11 protein-coding genes are annotated in these 20,285 nt (G+C 55.5%); 7 read left to right on the top strand and 4 right to left on the bottom strand.

Annotated elements, in window-relative coordinates; all coding sequences use genetic code 11:
* Positions 1-103: 103 nt before the first annotated feature.
* Positions 104-1,411, bottom strand: coding sequence for an aminotransferase class I/II-fold pyridoxal phosphate-dependent enzyme (locus PAE68_RS17950; protein WP_281891127.1), 1,308 nt, complete (start codon positions 1,409-1,411; stop codon positions 104-106).
* 315 nt (positions 1,412-1,726) lie between these two features.
* Here PAE68_RS17950 and kduI point away from each other — a divergent pair, with 315 nt between their 5' ends.
* Positions 1,727-2,560 (top strand): 5-dehydro-4-deoxy-D-glucuronate isomerase, encoded by an 834-nt coding sequence (kduI, locus tag PAE68_RS17945; RefSeq protein WP_281889243.1) that lies wholly within the window; start codon positions 1,727-1,729, stop codon positions 2,558-2,560.
* Between the two features lie 85 nt (positions 2,561-2,645).
* Here the strand turns inward: kduI and glsA are convergent, their stop codons facing one another.
* Together glsA and PAE68_RS17935 are read right to left on the bottom strand one after the other, a co-directional pair.
* The gene (gene glsA, locus PAE68_RS17940) at positions 2,646-3,590 is read right to left on the bottom strand and encodes a glutaminase A (RefSeq protein WP_281889241.1); all 945 of its coding nucleotides are present in this window, start codon (positions 3,588-3,590) and stop codon (positions 2,646-2,648) included.
* Between the two features lie 98 nt (positions 3,591-3,688).
* A complete protein-coding gene (locus PAE68_RS17935; RefSeq protein ID WP_281889239.1) occupies positions 3,689-4,312 on the bottom strand; it encodes a pyridoxamine 5'-phosphate oxidase family protein in 624 nt (207 codons plus the stop codon).
* Positions 4,313-4,442: 130 nt separating this feature from the next.
* On the opposite strand from PAE68_RS17935, the gene pdxR reads away from it, so the two are divergent.
* From pdxR to PAE68_RS17905, 6 genes are all read left to right on the top strand, one after another.
* The gene (gene pdxR, locus PAE68_RS17930) at positions 4,443-5,993 is read left to right on the top strand and encodes a MocR-like pyridoxine biosynthesis transcription factor PdxR (protein WP_281889237.1); all 1,551 of its coding nucleotides are present in this window, start codon (positions 4,443-4,445) and stop codon (positions 5,991-5,993) included.
* Positions 5,994-6,108: 115 nt separating this feature from the next.
* Positions 6,109-7,194 carry an ABC transporter ATP-binding protein gene (locus PAE68_RS17925; protein WP_281889235.1) on the top strand — a complete coding sequence of 362 codons (1,086 nt, stop codon included), beginning with the start codon at positions 6,109-6,111 and terminating at the stop codon, positions 7,192-7,194.
* Positions 7,191-8,090 (top strand): carbohydrate ABC transporter permease, encoded by a 900-nt coding sequence (locus PAE68_RS17920; protein ID WP_281889233.1) that lies wholly within the window; start codon positions 7,191-7,193, stop codon positions 8,088-8,090. Before PAE68_RS17925 ends, PAE68_RS17920 begins: the two co-directional genes overlap by 4 nt.
* A gap of 22 nt (positions 8,091-8,112) precedes the next feature.
* On the top strand, positions 8,113-8,937 hold the full coding sequence (locus tag PAE68_RS17915) for a carbohydrate ABC transporter permease (RefSeq protein ID WP_281889231.1): 825 nt from the start codon (positions 8,113-8,115) through the stop codon (positions 8,935-8,937).
* 43 nt (positions 8,938-8,980) lie between these two features.
* Positions 8,981-10,339, top strand: a complete 1,359-nt coding sequence (locus PAE68_RS17910) for an ABC transporter substrate-binding protein (RefSeq protein WP_281889229.1) — start codon at positions 8,981-8,983, stop codon at positions 10,337-10,339.
* 247 nt (positions 10,340-10,586) lie between these two features.
* A complete protein-coding gene (locus tag PAE68_RS17905; protein WP_281889228.1) occupies positions 10,587-18,668 on the top strand; it encodes a 5'-nucleotidase C-terminal domain-containing protein in 8,082 nt (2,693 codons plus the stop codon).
* 342 nt (positions 18,669-19,010) lie between these two features.
* Here the strand turns inward: PAE68_RS17905 and PAE68_RS17900 are convergent, their stop codons facing one another.
* Entirely contained in the window at positions 19,011-20,210 is a 1,200-nt protein-coding gene (locus PAE68_RS17900; RefSeq protein WP_281891125.1) for an MFS transporter, read from the bottom strand.
* Between the last annotated feature and the right edge of the window lie 75 nt (positions 20,211-20,285).

Raw genomic sequence — 20,285 nt, 5'->3', positions numbered from 1 at the left:
ATGATAGATGTGAGAAAAAAAGCCAAGCATCGGCTGATAGGCGCATCGTGTGCGCCGCAGTCGGTGCTTGGCTTTCGTCTTATTGCAGCCTGTAACGTCTTGCTTACTTCGCTGTAACGCCCTGCACATCGAGCACGCCCTGGTAGATCGTATCGAACAGCTCGTCGATGTTCGCTTCCTCGATGCAGGAGAAGGCGACGCGAAGATCTGTCTCGCCCAAGGCTATCGTACCTACACCGCACTGGTTGAGCAGGTGAGTGCGGAGCGCCTCGGCGGTCACGGTCTTCAGCTTCAGGCACATGAAGTAGCCGGAGTTGAACGGATAATATTCCCACACATCTCCGTACTTGCCGCTGTCCAGCAGCGCCTTCACACGGTTCGCGCGGCCCTTCATGATGTTGAACTTCTCTTCCTTCTGCGCCTTGAACTCGGGCGACTGCAGTGCGTGCAGCACGAACGTCTGCGACGGGTGCGGTCCGCTCGAGATCGTCGCGCGGATAATGCCCATCGTCTTCTGCTCAAGTGCGGCGAGCATCGTCTCGCTCTGTCCAGCGTACGTGATGAAGCCGACGCGGAAGCCCCACACATATTCTTCCTTCGTCGCGCCGTCGATCTTGATCGACAGTACGCGCGGATGGAGATCGGCTAGCTGACCGGCGAGCGATTCCTGCAGCGAATCCTCGAAGAAGAGGCCGAAGTAGGCATCGTCGGTGACAGCGACAACATTGACGCCAGCCTCCGCTGCGTCACGGATCGCTTCAACGATGGCCTTGCCCTCCTCTGCATCCGGCGAGTAGCCGGTCGGGTTGTTCGGGAAGTTCAGCACGACGATCGCCTTGCCCTTATCCTTCTGGGCGAGCAGTGCGTCGCGCAGTCCGTCGGCGTTGAAGCGGCGCGCTTCATTATATAGCGGGTAGTAGACGAGCTCGGCACCGCGGCGGATGCCGAAGGTGAGCTCGTAATTTTCCCAATTTTTATCCGGAATGACGACTGCATCACCAGCTCCTGCGAACAGGTCAGCGACAATGCTGAGGCCGTGAGTCAATGCGTTCGTAGCGATCGGATTGCCGACGCTCTTGCCTTGCAGCGAAGGGTTCTCCTCCAGCATCTTGGCACGCCAAGCAGCGCGCAGCTCTGGCTTACCCGCAGGCGGCGCGTACTCGTAGATGTCCTTCGGCTCATAAGCGCTCAGCGTATCCTGTATCACCTTCAGGTGCATCGGCTGGCCGTTCTCGAGCGCAGTGCCGATCGTAGCATTGAACTTCTTCGCCTTCGCCTTCGCTTCGGCCGACTGGCTTAGAATGCCGACCTTCGGGAAATAGATCTGGCGTCCGAGCTCGGACAGCATGTCGTAGACGTGGTTGTTCTCTTGATTAATCGTGTCGTTCAATCCTTGTGCAAGAGGATTCATGAACTTCATTCCTTCCATCTTCTTTCTTCGCTGACATTAGCCAATATTATACCACTTTACCGCGGGAGCGTCACGGTGCTTTTTACATATACTTGGCCGACTATTGTAAGTACAACAACTTGTTACGAATTGCTATCTTGGCATAGACCGTTTGCTATGTTAGGATATATACGTGCGAAGTGTGGTACGGCTGATATTTGCTTTAGACTATGATTGAAACGTTTCAATCATAGGTTGTTCTGCTCGTTCAGCTGCTGCCGTGTCCATGCTTGTATGTACAAATATATACATCATCTCAAGGAGGCCCCATCTATTATGGAAATCCGTTACGCAACGAACCCAACCGAAGTGAAAGCTTACGACACGAACCGTCTTCGCCAAGAGTTCCTGATCGAGCAGCTGTTCGTGCCAGGCGAGCTGAAGCTCGTGTACAGCCACGTCGACCGCTTCATTACAGGCGGTGCGATTCCAACGACTGCCCCAATCAAGCTGGAGGCTGACCGCCATGACATGGGCGCGGACTTCTTCCTCGAGCGCCGCGAGATCGGCATCATCAATGTCGGTGCTACGGGTATCGTGTCCGTAGACGGCACGGATTATGAGCTGGCAAGCAAGGATTGCCTGTACGTTGGCCTTGGCAACAAGGACGTGATCTTCAAGAGTCAGGACCCTGCTAACCCTGCGCGCTTCTACCTGAGCTCCACACCAGCGCATAAGAACTATCCGACGCAGAAGGTCGCGATCAGCGAGGCGGAGCCTGCGCACCTCGGCTCGATCACGAACTCGAACGAGCGCACCATCTACAAGTACATCCATCAGAACGGCGTGCAAAGCTGCCAGCTCGTCATGGGTATGACGCTGCTGAAGCCGGGCAACATGTGGAACACGATGCCTTGCCACACGCACAACCGCCGCTCCGAGGTGTACTTCTACTTCGATATGCCAGAGGATGGCGTCGTATTCCATCTGATGGGCGAGCCAACGGAGACGCGCCATGTAGTCGTGCGCAATGAGCAAGCAATCATCAGCCCGAGCTGGTCGATTCACAGCGGCGTAGGCACGAGTAACTACACGTTCATTTGGGCGATGGCTGGCGAGAACCAGGAGTTCTCCGACATGGACCATGTGGCGATGCAGGACTTGAAGTAATTGCTTCTTATTTAATAGTAAAAGGACAGGCGCTGCGTGCTGCAGACTCCTGTCCTTTTTTTGCGTAAGCTCGTGTATGAATCGGTTAAAAAATGCTCCAGTCCATCGCCTCCGACATCGTACGGAGCAAGTGAACGCCTGCTACGCTGTTGCCCTTGTCATTCAGCGCCGGTCCGACGACACCGATGCCGTATCGACCCGGCACGAGCGCCAGAATGCCGCCGGCGACGCCGCTCTTCGCAGGCAGACCGACCTGTATCGCGAATTCGCCCGACGCGTTGTACATGCCGCACGTAATCATGAACGACTTCGCGATCTGCACATATCTGCGCGGCACGAGCTCACGCCCGGTGTGCGGGTCCTTGCCGTTCAGCGCCAGCACGAGGGCAAGACGTGCCAGGTGACTGCAGTCCGCCTCGATCGAGCAATGCTTGAAGTACACGTCCAGCGTCTCCTCCACATCGGCGTCCAGCACGTCGTTATCCTTCAGGAAGTAAGCGAGCGAACGGTTGCGGTGCGCGGTTGCTTTCTCCGAAGCATAGACCGTCTCGTTGTAGGTCAAGGCCGGGTCACCCGTCAGCTCGCGGAAAAAAGCAAGCACGCGGCTCGTTCTCTCCGTTGGCGTCTGTCCGGCAATGAGCGAGGTGACCGTAATCGCTCCCGCGTTAATGAGCGGGTTGAACGGAATGCCCGGCTCGACCAGCTCCAGCTTCAGCATCGAGTTGAAATCGTCGCCCGTCGGCTCCATGCCGACCTTGCGGAATACACGCTCCTCGCCTTGGTCCATGAGCGCAAGCAGTAGGGTGAACACCTTCGAGATGCTCTGCAGCGTGAACACGTAGCTGCTGTCTCCAGCCTCCAGCTTCCGTCCGTCGGCGCTCAGGATGACTGCGCCGAGCGCGTCTGCCGGGGCGTGGGCGAGCTCGGGGATGTAGCTGGCCGGACGGCCATGCTGCGCTTCGCTGCGGCTCTTGGCGAGCCACAGGGGAAGCTGTGCGGTTATGTGCTGCCATTGCGCTTCATTCGTCATAGGGCTAACGCCTCCTTCGGGTAGCCACCCGTTATCTATTCCTTCTAGCATAACGGCTATCGTCCGGGTTGAAAAGCGTCAGCTGCAGATGTAAGGGCTTACGTCTGTGAGCGATGGTGTGGGCAATATTTCCTCATCAGCTCCATCGTCTCGTGATCGAGCTCCGCGCCCCGCCGTGCGAGGCCGTCCATGATGCTCTCGCGTTTCGGTTCGGTCAAATTTTGACCGAACTTGAACTTGGCGGACATTGTCTCTACGTTAATCTTGACGATAGCCGTGGCCCGGAGCTGCGGAAGGTAGTCTGCGTCTGCAGGATCAATCGGCGCATAGCCGCCCTCAGGCTGCAGCTTGCGCATGAACGCTGCCAGCGCCAGCGCCTTCTCCTCCAGCTCATTAACGAGCTGCGCGGTGCCCTTGATGAGTACCGATTTGAAGTAGGCGGTCGCGGGGCAGGCGAGCTTCGGGTCCAAGTAGTAGGACGGAATAATGGCGTACTCCTTGGCGACGGAGAACGTCACCCTCGGCTGTGCCTTCAGGTTGGACATCTTCTGTCCAATTCGACTTCCGTGAAAATAAATACAGCCACCGTCGTACACGAAGTTAAGCGGCGTCAGCTCCGGCCATCCATCCTCTCCCCATGTGCCCAGCGTTCCATAGCTCATATCGGCAAGGAATAGCTCGAGCTCCTCTTGGTCCGCAATAGCTGAATCGATTCTTCGCATCGTTCATAGCCTCCTTCAGTTCATAGACAATGTATGAATTGCTCTACAAGTAGCTTAGTCAATCAATTGGCTTATGATAAGATCCAATTATAGTGTTTTTCATTAGACCATTATAGAGGTGAAGTGATCGATGCAGTTCCATGTTCCATTCGATTCTTATTGTCTACGGTATGCAACGAAATCTGACGCACTGTATTATGCGTTGAAAGATGGGATCGTCGAGGGGGTGTGGCCCCGAGGGACGAGGCTACCGTCGACGAGGGAGCTGGCAGGGCAGCTGTCCCTGTCGCGCGGAACGGTGAGCGCCGTATATGAGACGCTCGCTGCCGAAGGCTATGTGAGCTCTAAGGTCGGTCAAGGTACCGTAATTGTGTATCAGAGTGGAGTTGGTCGTGCTGAAGAGCCGATGGCTCGTCCTGAGCTTCGGCTTACGGCTTGGGCGAGCAGGCTGGAGCGTCTGCACGGCGATGCTGCGAGAGCTGGCGGGCGTGCTGGAGTCGCCGGAGGTACAGGAGATTCCTTGTCTACTAATGTGTTTGAAGTTACCGGAGCCAGTCCGTGTCATGCCAGCCGTCCGAAGACGATCGACTTCTCTAAGGGACACACCGACATGAGCTTGTTTCCCGACTCCGAATGGAGCAAATGGATGCATACGTCCGTGCGTGCTTCGCTGCACCGTACGGATGATGAGAGGAGCAGCCGTCAGCAAGTGACGGCTCAAGGCAGTCTGAGCCTGCGCGAAGCGATTGCGGCTTATCTGGGGCGTGCAAGAGGGATGCGCGTCAAGGCTGAGCAGGTCGCGATCGTTCACGGGTCGATGCAGGCGATCGCTTTGATTGTGCAGCTCATGCTGGAGGAGGGGGACGCGGCTGTTGTCGAGACGCCGGGCTATTCCGGTATTCGCCGCTCCATACGCGCAGCGGGCGGACGACTGCTGGAGGGGAGTCTGGATGAACAGGGCATCGTCCCGGCCGATTGGGACGCACGTCTATTGTTCGTCACTCCTTCCCGTCAATTCCCGACCGGTGTTGTGCTCAGTCTGGAGCGACGGCAGGCGCTGCTCGCGTGGGCGGCACGCCGAGGTGCTGTCATCGTCGAGGATGACTATGACAGCGAGTTCCGCCATAAGGGGCGCAGCCTTGAGCCGCTGCAGGTGCTCGATCGGGACGGACGCGTCATCTACGTCGGCTCCTTCACGAAGACGATGCCGCCGGGCCTACGGATCGGGTATGCCGTGCTGCCAGAGCGGCTCGTCGCTCCGTTCGTGATGGGGCAGTCACTGTATGAGCCGTATCCGGCCAATGCGCTGGAGCAGCAGGCGCTGGCTGCTTTTATGACCAGCGGGGGCTACGAACGTCATCTGCGCCGCATGAAGCGCGTATACAGCCGTAGGTATGAGGCGCTGTCCGGCCTGCTGTCTGATCGGCTTGTCGATCGGTTCGAATGGGTGCCGAGCGACGCGGGGCTGCATCTGTTCGGCTGGTGGCGGGGAACGGAGCAGGCGTATATAGCCTACCGGGACGCGTGTCGGCGCAGAGGCGTGTACTGGGCAGAGACGGTGGTGCAGGAAGCTGGCACGGAGGAGGCGCGCTGGGGCGCTTACTTCCATTTCTCAGATGTGGAGGAGGCGGAGATGAGGGAGGCGATAGATCGAATAGTGGGTATGCAGGGAGTAAATTAATACATTCATTACAAAATATTAACATCAGCTTAACAGGTGCTTAACGATACCATCGTATAATTTGTCCGTTATGGCAAGCTTTCGACGCAATTCGATAGTAAAGGAGCGCCTGAACGTGAATGTAACGTGTGAGCAATTAACGATCGAGTTCGGCTCTGTGAAGGCGGTCGACGGCTTGACCGTAGACTTCCGCAGCGGGGAGCTGACGGCGCTGCTCGGACCGAGCGGCTGCGGCAAGAGCACGACGCTGTTCGCGCTGGCTGGCATCTACAAGCCATCCCGGGGAGAGATCCGGTTCGACGGCAGGCTGATGAATCAGGTGGAGCCCGAGGACCGTGAGATCGGTATGGTGTTCCAAAATTATGCCCTATATCCGCATATGACCGTCCTTGACAATATATTATTTCCGCTGCAGATGAAGAAGGTGCCGAAGCAGGAAGCGCGAGCCCGTGCGGAAGCGATGGCCGAGCTCGTCCAGATCGGGCAGCTGCTCGCCCGCAAGCCGCGCGAGCTGTCGGGTGGGCAGCAGCAGCGCGTCGCCATCGCCCGCGCGCTCGTCAAGGAGCCGCGGCTGCTGCTGCTGGACGAGCCGCTGTCTAATCTCGATGCGCGGCTGCGCCTTGAGATGCGCGAGGAAATTCGCCGCATCCAGCAGGAGGTCGGCATCACGACCGTGTTCGTGACGCACGACCAGGAGGAGGCGATGAGCATCGCCGACCGCATCCTGCTACTGGAGGGCGGCAGGCTGCAGCAGGATGCGTCTCCGCAGGCGATGTATCGCGAGCCTGCGAACGTCTTCGCGGCCGAGTTCATCGGCTCGCCGCGGATGAATATGCTCGGCGCTTCACTCGCCGAGGACGGTCGCACCGTCGTCTTGACCGAAGACGGTGCTGCAGCTGGTGCGGCCGTCACGGTCGGCGTGCGGCCCGAGCATTGGACGCTGGCCGCGGTCGCAGACGACTCTACCGTCGCTTGGGCGACGGTAGAGCTCGTCGAGACGATCGGCCGCGATAAGCTGCTGCGCGCCCGCCTACGCGGCGGCGCGGCCATTCGGCTGTACGTCCCGGAGGAGACGGACGTACAGCCGGGCGAGCGCCTCGCGCTCGCCGTGCGCCCGGGCACCGCGCACGTGTTCGATGCGGCCAGCGGTGTTCGGCTGGCCGGCGACTACGCGCTGGCGGGAGGTGTGCCGCGCCCATGAAGGAACGCCCGACGCTGCGCTCCACGCTCCATGCCTGGCTGTATCTTACGCCGGCGTTCGCGATACTCGGCGTGTTCACGCTGTATCCGATCGTCAAGGCGTTCGATGTCAGCCTGTACACCAAGTACAACTACTTCAAGAATATCGTCTACGAACGCGGCTTCGATAATTACGTAGCGATCGTGCACGATCCGCTGTTCTGGCTGTCCCTTCGCAACACGTTCATCCTCGTGCTCGGGACGGTTCCGGTGACGATTGCCATCTCGCTGTTCATCGCGGTGCTGCTGACGTCCTCGATCAAGGGACGCGCCTTCTTCCGCTCTGTCTATTTTCTCCCTGTCGTTACCAGTGTGATCGCGATCTCGATGGTATGGCGCTGGATGTACCATACGGATTACGGGCTCATCAACGCGATGCTCGGCTCGCTTGGCGTGTCACCGATCGGTTGGCTGACGAGCCCGGACTGGGCGATGCCGTCGCTGATTATTTTGTGCATATGGAAGGGTCTTGGGTATAACATCATCATCTTTCTCGCGGGGCTGCAGAGCATTGACCGCAGCATGTATATAGCTGCACGCATGGATGGCGCAAGGAGCTGGCAGCGCTTCTGGCGCATCACCGTGCCGCTCTTGTCGCCGACGACGTTCTACATCGCCATCGTCTCGGTTATCGTGTCGTTCAAGGTGTTCGATGAGGTGTTCGCGCTGTTCGGCGGATTAGGCGGTCATGCAGGCCCAGGTCGGAGTGCGATGACGATCGTGTACTATATATTCGAAAAGTTCTACAGCGAGTCCAAGTACGGCATGGCGGCGGCCGCCTCCTACGTACTGCTTGGCGTAACGCTGCTGTTCACACTGCTGCAAATGTACATCGGACGCAAGCGTGTCCATTATTAATGCGCTGGAGAGGGGGAGGCCGATGAGCAAGGACTCAATCGCAAAGGCTGCAGCATACGTCGTCTTGACGGCAGGAAGCTTGTCCATGCTGCTGCCGTTCGTGTGGATGATCTCCACCTCCCTGAAGCTTCCGTCTGAGGTAGCTGCGATACCGCCGGTCTGGCTTCCGTCGGAGCTCAATTGGAGCAATTATGTCACAGCCTGGCAAGCTGCGCCGTTCGGCCGATACTTGCTGAACAGCGTCGTCGTCGTCGTGCTATGCACCGTCGGCGAGCTCGTGACGGCTGTGCTGGCCAGCTACGCGTTCGCGAGGCTGCGGTTCTGGGGGAGGGAGACGCTGTTCACATTGCTGCTGGCGACGCTGATGGTGCCAGAGGAGCTGCTGCTCATCCCGAACTACATGACGCTCGCGCAGCTCGGCTGGATTGACCGCTATGAGGCGCTGGTCGTGCCGTGGCTTGCTTCGGTGTACGCCATTTTCTTATTGCGTCAATATATGCTGGGAGTGCCGCAGCAGCTGTATTACGCCGCGAGAATCGACGGCTCGACAGACCGGGTGTTTCTGTGGCGGGTGATGGTGCCTCTTGTCCGTCCCGCACTGGTGACGCTGGCGCTGTTCAAGGCGATCGGCTCCTGGAATGCGTTCCTGTGGCCGCTCATCATGACGAATTCCGAAGAGATGCGGACGATGCCCGTCGGCTTAACTGCCTTTACGACCGAGATGAATACCGACTACGAGCTGATGATGGCTGCGGCCACGTTCATTGTGCTGCCGATGATGGTGCTGTATGCCTTGCTGCAGCGACACATCGTGGAGGGCATCTCTAGAGGCGGGTTAAAGGGCTAACCGCTCTTAATCATATATATTAACCAATTCGGAGGGAAATGGGATGAACAAGCAATTATCCGTCATGCTGCTTGCCGCTGCTGTCGCTGTAAGCGCGACGGGCTGCAGTGGCGAAGGAAGCGCACCGGGAGAGCAGAAGGCCGAGAAGGAAGCACCGAAGGGCATTCAGACGACGCTGGAGGGCAAGGAAGTTGAGATCGAGTTCTGGCATGCAATGGCCGGCGAGCAGCAGAAGGCACTTCAAAAAATTACGGATGATTTCACAGCCAAGCATTCCAATATTAAGGTGAAGCTGGTCGCGCAAGGCAACTATACCGACCTGCAGCAGAAGCTGACGGCCGCAGCGAAGGCGAAGACGTCGCCGACGCTGTCGCAGACGTATGAGGACTGGAACACGGAGTTCATTGCCAACGACATCGTCGCTGATCTGACACCATATGTGAACGATCCGAAGTATGGCTGGAAGAAGGAAGAGCTTGAGGACATCGCCAAGGTGTTCCGCGACAACAATATGTGGGATGAGCGCTATTACTCCATGCCTTTTAACAAATCAACGAATGTGCTGTTCTACAATAAGACATTGCTGGACAAGGCGGGCGTGAAGGTGCCGACTACTTGGGACGAGCTGAAGGAAGCGGCGGCGAAGCTGACACAGCCGAAGCCGGACGGCCAAGGGCGCATCATCGGGATGGGCTTCGAGAACTCGATTGGCATGGACCTGCATGCCTATGTGCTGCAGGCGGGTGGTCATTACATTCTGGAGCACGAGCTCAAGCTGCAGCTGACGAAGCCGGAGGCGAACGAAGCGCTGACGTTCCTGCACAGCTTCATTAAGGACGGCACTGGTCGCACAGCTGGAGAAGACAAGTTCATGTCCGAGCCGTTCGGACGCGGTGACGTCGCGATGTATGTCGGCTCTTCTGCTGGCATGACGTTCGTCGACAAGGGTGTTGCCGGCAAGTTCGAGTGGGGCGTTGCTCCGCTGGTGAAGGGTAAGGCGGCGGCTGCCGTCATCCAGGGAACGAACGTGTCTGTCTTCGACATTGCGACCGAGGAGCAGAAGCTGGCGGCGTGGGAATATATCAAGTTCTTGATCAACACGGACAATACGGCTTACTGGGCGATGAAGACGGGCTATCTGCCTGTACGGAAGTCGGCTGAGGAGTCCCCGGCCTACAAGGAGTACCTCGCGCTGAATCCGAAGCAAGGCGTAGCGGCAACCCAGCTGAAGGACGGCTTCTTCTATACTCGTCTGCTCGGCTCGTCAGCGGTAAAGAACATCGTGATGAAGGAAGTCGAGAACGTCTTCCTCGGCAAGAAGTTCGTGCATCAAGCGCTGGAGGATGCGGAGAAGGCAGGCAACGAGGAGCTGCAGAAGGCGAAGGCGGCTGCAGGGAAGTAGTTTGAACAGTGGTTAAAGGAATAGGTAGAGCGGCGGTCCTGTAGGATGAGGTTGGTCGCTTATATATAGGTCATTTGGAGAAGGAGCACGCTGCAGGCGTCGTTCGCTTCTCCTTTTTTTTACAGAAGTATTCGACTTTAGTTGACGATTTACGATATCTTAACGTGTGCATATACTTCCGATAACATTGGAGTGATAATCTTCAGTCGATAACTATCATTCTATTTGAATATGGGAGGTACTAGGCATGCCGGGAATGAATCGAAGCGCGAATAAGTCGCTTCATTGGCTTCTTGTCATCATGATGCTCTTCACGTTAATAACGCCTGGCGGATGGATCAACACCGCATCTGCTGAAGCCGCAGCAGAGAAGGTCGCAGGATGGGTATTTACGTCCGAGACGTCCTTCACAGCGAACAGTGGCAACGGATTGAACAATGGTATCAGCTTGTTCTCCATTAGTGGTAACCGAACAGCGAGCTATACAGGCTCGAGCACTACGATCTATACGAACAGCTGGGATACGCCGAACAGTTATTGGCAGATCAAGCTGAATTCGACAGGCTACTCTCAGCTTGCGCTATCCTCGATGAACTACGGTACGAACACGTCACCGAAGGAATTCAAGCTCCAATACAGCACGGACGGATCTACCTTCCAAGATGTCCCGAACAGCTCCTACACGCTGACAACGACGAACAGCAAGGTTGTGGACAATGTTCCACTGCCAAGCGCTGCGTCGGATCAGTCTGAGCTGTACATTCGCTGGGTCAATACGAGCAACGTATCCATTAATAACGGTACGGTAGCCAACACCGGCAACAGCCGTATCTCGAATATCGAAGTATGGGGCGTTCCGATGGGAGCTCCGAGCACCTCTGCTGTAGTGGCCAGCCCTGCTCCGAACGCATGGCTGGTCGGAACGGAGATTATGCTGAGCTCCTCCACGGTAGGCGCTTCCGTCTATGTCAACACAGGCGCTGGATATAACCTCTATACAGGTCCAATTGTGCTTACAGACAGTATGGCACTCCAGACTTATGCGTCTGCTCCAGGTCATGCGAACAGTGCCGAGACGACGCTGGATTATGCTGTTCTGGAGAAGAAGAGCATTGCTGAGACACGGACAGCACCTAAGTCCCGCAATGTATGGACACGAGGCATCGTGACTCATATTGATGGTCAAGAAATGTACATTCAGGATGGTGAGGCTGGCATTGTGCTGTACAGCTTCCCGAGCTTCGCGGAAGTAGGCGATGAGATCGAAGTCGCAGGTACGATGGATATCTATCGCAACCTTGAGGAGATTAAGCCGGTGAACGGTCTCTCCTACACGGTCGTACAGGAGAATGCAGGCGTCCCTGCAGCGAAGCTGATTACCGCCTCGGATTTATCCGAAGCGAACGGCGCCCAGCACGAGGCGCAGCTTGTCTATCTTGAGGACGTGAAGATCGACAGCAAGAGCGGAAGCGTCGTAACGGCGAGTCAGGGCGGAACGACCTTCACGATCTATTCCAGCCTGTCCAAGCTCGTTGAAGGCAAGACTTTTGAGAAAGTGACAGGTGTAATTAAGCAATTCGATTCGAGCTATCAGCTCATTCCGCTTGGCGACCATGCGCTGGTCGAGAATGTATTCTCGGTAACGGCTGTTCCAGGCGCAGGTAAAATTATTAAGGGCAAGGGAGTTACTCTTACTAGCCCAACAGCAGGAACGAGCATCTATTACACGTTAGATGGCTCGACTCCAACGAAGAACAGCATTTTGTATAAATCATCCATTCAAGTGAATGAGAATGTTACGATCAAGGCAATAGCAGTCAAGGATGCAGAGGAAAGCCCGGTCTATACGTTCGAGTATACGGCAACCGAGCAGCCTCGTATTCACGACATTCAAGGCGAGACTCATACATCCGAGTACGTCGGTCAGAAGGTTGAAGAGATCGAAGGAATTGTAACGCAGCTCGGCTACACGTTTGCGACTGGAGCGTACAAGGGCTTCTATATTCAAGACCCGACTCCGGACAACAAGGTGAACACGTCCGAAGCGATCTATGTATTCAGCACGAATGAAGCACTGAAGCCGGCTGTCGGCGACAAGGTGTTGGTCAGCGGTACGGTCAGCGAGTACAACGAGGGCAGCAGCAGCAACTTGACCTCGACGCAAATTACGTTGTCCACCATCACGAAGGTATCATCTGGCAATGATCTTCCAGCGCCAGTGGTGCTCGGCAAAAACGGCAGAATGATTCCTTCCTCGATCATCGACAACGATGCGATGACGCTGTTCGAGCCGGAGGAGGATGCGATCGATTTCTACGAATCGCTCGAAGGGATGCGTGTGGAGCTTCAGAATGCGACGATTCTGAGCCCGTATTGGACCAGCGGCACAGATAGCTCGATGCTGTACAACATTCCGACTCGCGTGGAGAATGACGGCAACGAAGTGTTGACGCCTGCAGGCGGCCTCGTACTGAAGGAAGCGGGTCACTTCAATCCACAGCGCTTGCTACTCGCCTATGGCAATCCAGGTCAAGAGGTAAGCACAGGCGATACATTCGCTGCACCGATTACAGGTGTGATCGGTTATAACTTCGGTAATTACAAGGTTATTCCGGCTCAGAACAGTCTGCCAGCCATTCAGAGCAGTACGGTACAGCAAGAGACGTCCACCATCACGAAGGATGACAACAAGCTTACGGTTGCAACCTATAACATTGAGAACTTCTATCCTGGCGTTGGGGATGTCAAGATTAACAAGCTTGCGGACTCGTTCGTGAATAGCCTGAAGGCACCGGACATTATCGGCGTCGTCGAGATGCAGGATAACAACGGAGAAACGGATGATGGCACGGTCGAAGCCGACCTAGGTGCCAAGGCCTTGATCGACGCGATCAAAGCAAAGGGAGGTCCAGATTACCTCTACACGGATGTGGCCCCTGAGAACAAGAAGGACGGCGGCGCACCTGGCGGTAACATCCGCGTAGGCTTCCTGTACAATCCGGCTCGTGTCACACTGTCGGGCAGCGTGAGCAATGCGAGGGGCAATGCGACGACTGCGGTTGCCTACGATGCTGCTACAGGTCAGCTGACCTACAATCCAGGACGCATCGATCCGACGAACAGTGCCTACAATAGCTCGCGTAAGCCTGTAGCGGCACAGTTCGAATTCCGCGGTGAGAAGGTTATCGTCGTTGCGGCTCACTTCAATTCCAAGGGCGGAGACAACGGTCCATTCGGCAAGGTACAGCCTCCGGTGCTCTCCAGCGAGGTACAGCGTCATCAGATCGCTACAGTTGTGAATGGCTTTGTGAAAAATGTCATGACAGCGAACCCGAAGGCGAACATCGTCGTAGTGGGTGACTTGAATGACTTCCAGTTCACCCAGACGGTAACGATCTTGAAGGGCAATGAGCTGGATAACCTGATCGATACGCTGCCGCAGGGCGAGCGCTACACGTATACGTTCGACGGTAATTCACAGGCGCTGGATCATATCCTAGTCAGCAAAAACTTGACGGCCAAATCGGAAGTCGACATCGTTCACCTGAACGCAGACTTCTCGCCGTCCAAGGGGCGCGTATCCGATCACGATCCGATCGTGGCGCAGATTGATCTGCTAGGTACAACGCCGCCGCAAGGTCATATCAAGCTACAAATTCTTGGCGTGAACGACTTACACGGTTATATTGACGTCAAGTTCAACGAGAAGGACTCCGGTATTAATAAAGACTTGGACGGCGATGGTCATAAGGATAAAGACCTCGGCGGTATGCAGTTCCTGGCTACACATATCGCAGCGAAGAGAGCGACGAACCCGAACACGCTGTTAGTCCATTCCGGCGATATGGTAGGGGCAAGCCCGCCATTATCCGCACTGTTCCAGGACGAGCCTACCATCGAAGTGCTGAACCAGATCGGCTTCGATATCGGCGCGGTCGGCAACCATGAATTTGACGAAGGCACCAATGAGCTGATTCGTCTTGCTGAGGGCGGCGCTCATCCGGATGGGAAGGGCTCCCCGACGTATAAGGGAATGGAATTCCCGATTCTTGGAGCGAACGTACGCTACAAGTCAACGAATAAGCATGCGTTCAAGCCGTATGTCGTGAAGGAAGTTGAAGGTGTGAAGGTCGGCTTCATCGGTGTCGTCACCGAGAGCACGCCTCATATCGTCATTCCAACAGGCATACAGGACCTCGTATTTACGGACGCTGTCGAAGAAGTCAATCTCGCGGTTAGCGAGCTGAAGGACCAAGGTGTGAAGGCGATCATCGTGCTCGCACATATGGCTGCTGATGCGGATGCGCACAATACATTGACCGGTGAAGCGGTTGATCTGGCCAATAAGATCGACGATGAGGTAGACGTTATCTTCGCCGCACACAACCATAAGGAAGTGAAGGGCGAGGTTGACGGCAAGCTAGTTGTTTCCGCATGGGAATACAGCAAGGCGCTGATGGACGTAGATCTTGAGATTAGCCGGGAAACGGGCGACGTCGTGTCGAAGACAGCGGAGATTCTGTACAACCTCCGCACCGTAGATGCAGATGTCCATGTACAGGGCATTATCGATCATTACCACCAACTGGCAGGTTCTCAGCTTCAGCAGGTGGTTGGTTACAATGCGAAGGATATGGGCAAGGATTATCCGGGACTTGGGATCGGTGTGTATGGCGATAAGCCGCTCGGTAACTTGATTGCTGACGCGATGAGAGCGGAGATGAATGCAGACTTTGCGCTCATGAACGGCGGAGGCGTACGCGATACGCTGAATGTCGGGGACATTACGTGGGAAGAGCTGTACAAGATTCAGCCATTCAACAATACGCTCATTAAGGTAGAGGTGACGGGGGCTCAGATGAAGGAGATTGTAGAGCCTCTGCTTGGAACGAATCCGGTATTCGGACCAGACTCGCACATTGGCGGCTTCCGTTATACTTGGGCAGTGGTAGGGAATACACGCAAGGTCATTGACCTGACGCTTCCAGACGGTACACCGCTTGACCCGAATGCAACCTATACGGTAGTGGTCAACAGCTTCATGTTCACGAATACATCGGACCGATATGTACGGATTCATACGCTGGGCCAAAATCCTGTTCAAGGTCCAGAGGATCTGCAAGCAACGGTGAACTTTGTGAAAAATTATAACGGTCCGGTTAGCTACGTGGCTGAAGGCCGTATTCGTCAAGTGGAGGACCCGAATGGCGACGCATCGCTGCGTATCATGTACTCCAACGACACGCATGCGAACCTGGACAATGTACCGCGTAAAGTAACGGCTGTTCGCGAGCTGCGTCAAGAGACACGTAATTCTGTATTGCTTGATGCGGGTGACGTATTCTCGGGTACACTGTACTTCAATAAGTTCTTGGGTCAGGCTGACCTCGAATTTATGAATATGCTCGACTACGACGCAATGACGTTTGGTAACCATGAGTTTGACAAGGGGCCGCAGGTGCTGGCAGACTTCGTCAAAGGTGCGAAGTTCCCATTCGTCAGCTCGAACGTTGACTTCGGACAAGAGCCGCTGCTAAGTGGATACGTCCGCAACGAAATCGGCAAGCCGGCGAAGGATGGACATATTTATTCATCGATCATTCTGGATGTCTATGGACATAAGGTCGGCGTATTCGGCTTAACGACGGAGGATACCGCGTTCCTGTCGTCTCCGGGCGCGAACATCACGTTCGAGAATTATTTGGATAAGGCGCAACAGACTGTGCAGCAGCTTCAGGCAGCAGGTATTAACAAAATTATCGCGGTCACGCACCTTGGCTATGAGTTCGATAAGGTACTTGCGAACACCGTTACAGGCATTGACGTCATCGTAGGCGGTCACAGCCATACGAAGCTTAATGTGCCAGTCGTTATTCAGAAGACGGAGCCTGTGCTGATTGTACAGGGCGAGGATTATAACAAATATCTCGGACTGCTTGATGTCGTATTCACTCCTGATGGCGTGCTGAAGTCGTGGAATGGCAAGCTGGTTGACTTGGGTAAGTCGGCGGCGAAGCCATTCGCTGAAGATGCAGTAGCTAAGGCGAAGCTGGCGGTATACGCAGCTGAGCTCGAGCAGCTACGCAAGGAGATCGTAGGTAAAACGAGTGTCGTGCTCGATGGTGTGCGAGACAATGTACGTGTCCGTGAAACGAACCTCGGCAACCTGATCACAGACGGTATGGTGTCTAGGGCACGTGAGATGGGCGTTCCGGCGACCCTTGCGATTCAGAATGGCGGCGGAATCCGTGAGTCGATTCCAGCAGGCGATATCAATCTCGGTCAAGTAATGACTGTGATGCCGTTCGGCAATCTGCTGGTCGGTCTGAAGATGACTGGTCAAGAAGTGATTGATGCACTGGAGCACGGTGTAGCTAAGGTGGAGCTGAAGGAAGGACGCTTCCCGCAAGTATCCGGCATGAAGTTCACCTATGATTCATCGAAGCCTGCAGGAGAGCGTATTGTAAGTGTTCAAGTGAAGACCGATACCGGCTACACGAATATTGATCCAAACGCTTATTACATCGTCGCTACAAACGCCTTCCTGGCTGACGGCGGTGACGGCTACACGATGATGAAGCAGGCGAAGAGCGAAGGCCGCTTCTACGAATTGTTCGAGGTCGATTATCAAGTATTCGTCGATTACTTGGCGAAATTTAGTTCGGTGAGCCCGCAAGTCGAAGGGCGCATCGTAGACTTGAAGGGTCAAGACTTGACTCCGCCAGTATGGCCGAGCAACAAGTCGCTAACGGCTTCGAACATTTCGACCTCCAGCTTGCAGCTGACTTGGTCGAAGGCAACAGATAACGTCGCAGTTACAGATTACAAAGTATTCAATGGCACGAATCTGATCAAGACCGTAGCAGGTTCTGTATACAGTGTAACAGTGGACAACCTATCTTCGTCTACAACGTACAAGTTCACTGTACAAGCGGTAGATGCTGCGGGACACGTAACGACTGACGGTCCTACTATAACGGTAACGACGGACAGCGATAGCGAGAGCACGCCGAACACGAATACTTCGGGTGGTACAAGTGGTCAACCGAGCACGACGCCTGAAGTTCCGACTGAAGTGACCTCTAAGGGCGTAGAGCTGAAGTTCGACGAGAAGTCGGTGAAGAAGGAAACAGAGGCGAACGGTCAAGTGGTGACGAAGTTGGAGGTTGACGCGGCTACGCTGACGAAGGCATTCGAGCAGCTGAGCAGCAGCAATGCAGGCAAGATAGCAGTCATTCAGCTCAGCAATGTTGAAGGTGCTGCGAAGGTTGCGCTTCCTGCTGATGCACTCAAGAGCGCGGCCGCTAGCACTGCTGGTGCTGTGATTCAGATCAACGCGGACGGCAAGTCGTATGATCTTCCACTCAGCATTCTGAAGGTCGATACGCTTGCGGCAGCACTAGGCACAACTGCGGATCAAGTGACGATCAGTGTGAAGATCGAAGAAGTAACGGGCGCAGAAGCACAGCAGGTGCAATCGTCCGCTTCACAAACGGGTGTTGAGCTATTGGCCGAAGCCGTAAGCTTCACGATTACAGCGGAAGCTGGCAGCAGCACAACGGAAGTGAATGACTTCGGCAACATCTATGTGACACGCTCGCTCACGATTCAGAAGCCGGTGAACGGCTCCGAAGCAACAGCAGTCGTCTTCGACCCGGCAACGCAGGAGTTCAGCTTCGTTCCAGCTGTATTCGAGGTCGTGGACGGCAAGACGGTCGTGCAGATGAAGCGTAACTCGAACAGTACGTACACGGTTGTAAAAGCAAATAAAACGTTCAGTGATCTGAACGGTCACTGGTCGCAGACAGATGTGGAGCTGTTAGCCTCCAAGCTGGTCGTGAAGGGGCAGACAGAGACGACATTCGCTCCAGACAGCAGCATCACTCGCGCTGAATTCGCGGCGCTGCTCGTCCGTGCGCTGGGTCTTAAGGAGAGCAAGGCTACGTTGTCTGGTCTGAACGATGTGACGGGCAACGAGTGGTTTGCTGGTGCGCTTGGCGCAGCGATGAAGGCGGGTCTCGTCGATGGCTTCGAGGACGGTACGTTCCGTCCGAATGCTACGATTACACGTGAGCAGATGGCTGTCATGATCAGTAGAGCGATCACTGCAGCGGGCAAGCGCGCAGCAGGCGATGCTACGGTAGCTGCTAAGTTCGCAGATGGCGGTAAGATTCAGAGCTGGGCGGTCGAGGCGGTTGCTGTCAATGCGACTGCTGGCATCGTTCAAGGCAACGAGTCGAACCAGTTCCAGCCGGAGAAGCAAGCTTCCCGCGCTGAAGCGACGGTTATGCTGAAGCGATTGCTGCAGCACGTAGGGTTCATCAACTAATATCTGTTCTAGAATCGTATAAGCATGATAACAGCAATAGAGAGGGAGCTGCCTGAGTGGCAGCTCCCTCTTTGCTATGTTGATCTAGGTCCAACGAACAGGTCAGCGTTAGGTCTGTGCCAAGTCAGCGACAAGGCTGCTTTATGTATACGAGGAGACTGACAAGCCTGACAAGCCTCTCTCACCCACTAGTCCCATCCTGAGCAAAGGGGATAACGTTCCAAGGAAGCGCTGAGGGAGCAGCACCCCTCATCCCGACACATAACCCGGAGCCTGTTGTAGACATTTGTTGTAAAAAAATGGTTCCTGCCTATCGGCAAGGAACCATTTTTGTTAAAAGCTCTACTGCTCTGCCTCCTGCGTCCATGCCTTAAGCGTCTTGTCGCTCGGCAGGAATAAGGTGAGCAGGCCGAGCAGCGGCAGGAAGCTGACCGCAAGCATGACGGCCTCCAGCTCATAGACGTCGGCGAGACGTCCGAGGGCGAGTGCGCCGAGGGCGCCAAGACCGAAGGCGAAGCCGATCGTGAGACCAGACACCGTACCCACCTTGCCTGGAATGAGCTCCTGAGCGTATACGACCGTAACCGAGAAGCTGGATAAGATGATGAAGCCGTTAACCAGCATAATGACATAGGCCCAGCCGGATGAAGCGTAAGGCAGCAGCAGCGCGAGCGGTGCTGAGCCTAGCATCGAGAAGAAGATCATGTTGCGTCGGCCGAACCGATCGGAGAGCGGACCGCCGAAGAACGTACCGACCGCACCAGCTGCGGCGAATAAGAAGATATAAATTTGGGCTTGCTCTAGCGTAATGGCGAATTGGTCCATGAGTTGAAATGGATAATAAATGGTAATTCCTGCGTGGTACCACGAACGTGCAAAAATGAGAAACAGCAGCAGTCCGATCGCCAGCTTAATCTGGCGTTTGCGCTGCAAGCTCATGCCTCGCGAGCCACTCTTACGCTGCGAGGGAGGATTGAGCGTCAAATATCGGTCATACCAGCGTGCAATATAGAGCTGGACGACGATGGCGATGGCTGCGATCGCAGTGAACCAGATAGCCCCGAGCTGTCCGAGAGGGGCGAATATGATCGCGGTCATGACCGATGCGAGCGATTGTCCGGAATTGCCGCCGACCTGGAAGATCGACTGCGCAAGCCCGCGGCGCGAGCCTCCAGCCATGAAGGCGACTCTGGAGCCTTCGGGATGGAAGACGGCGGAGCCAAGACCGATCAATATGACCGACAGCAGCACCATGCCGTAATTCGGAGCGAGCGCGATACCGAGTACACCGAAGAACGTGAAGCCCATACCGATCGGCAACATATAGGGCATCGGTCTTCGGTCTGCATACAGGCCGATCAGAGGCTGCATGACAGAGGCTGTCATGTTAAGCATGAATACGATGATGCCTGACTGTGTGTACGTCAGCTTCATCGTATCCTTCAAGATCGGCAGGATGGCGGGAATGATCGACTGAATCGTGTCGTTGAACAAGTGGACGAGACTAATTGCGAATAAGATCCGGAAGACCGTAGGCTTCACGTCGGCCTGTTGAGGCTGGTGTGACGATTGAGCCGCGGAAGCTCCTCGGTCTTGCTTGACGATCTCTGTATGCGC

Source organism: Paenibacillus sp. YYML68, assembly GCF_027923405.1.
Lineage (GTDB): Bacteria > Bacillota > Bacilli > Paenibacillales > NBRC-103111 > Paenibacillus_G.
Note: the sequence above shows the minus strand (reverse complement) of the source record. Positions and strands in the feature narration are given on the sequence as shown.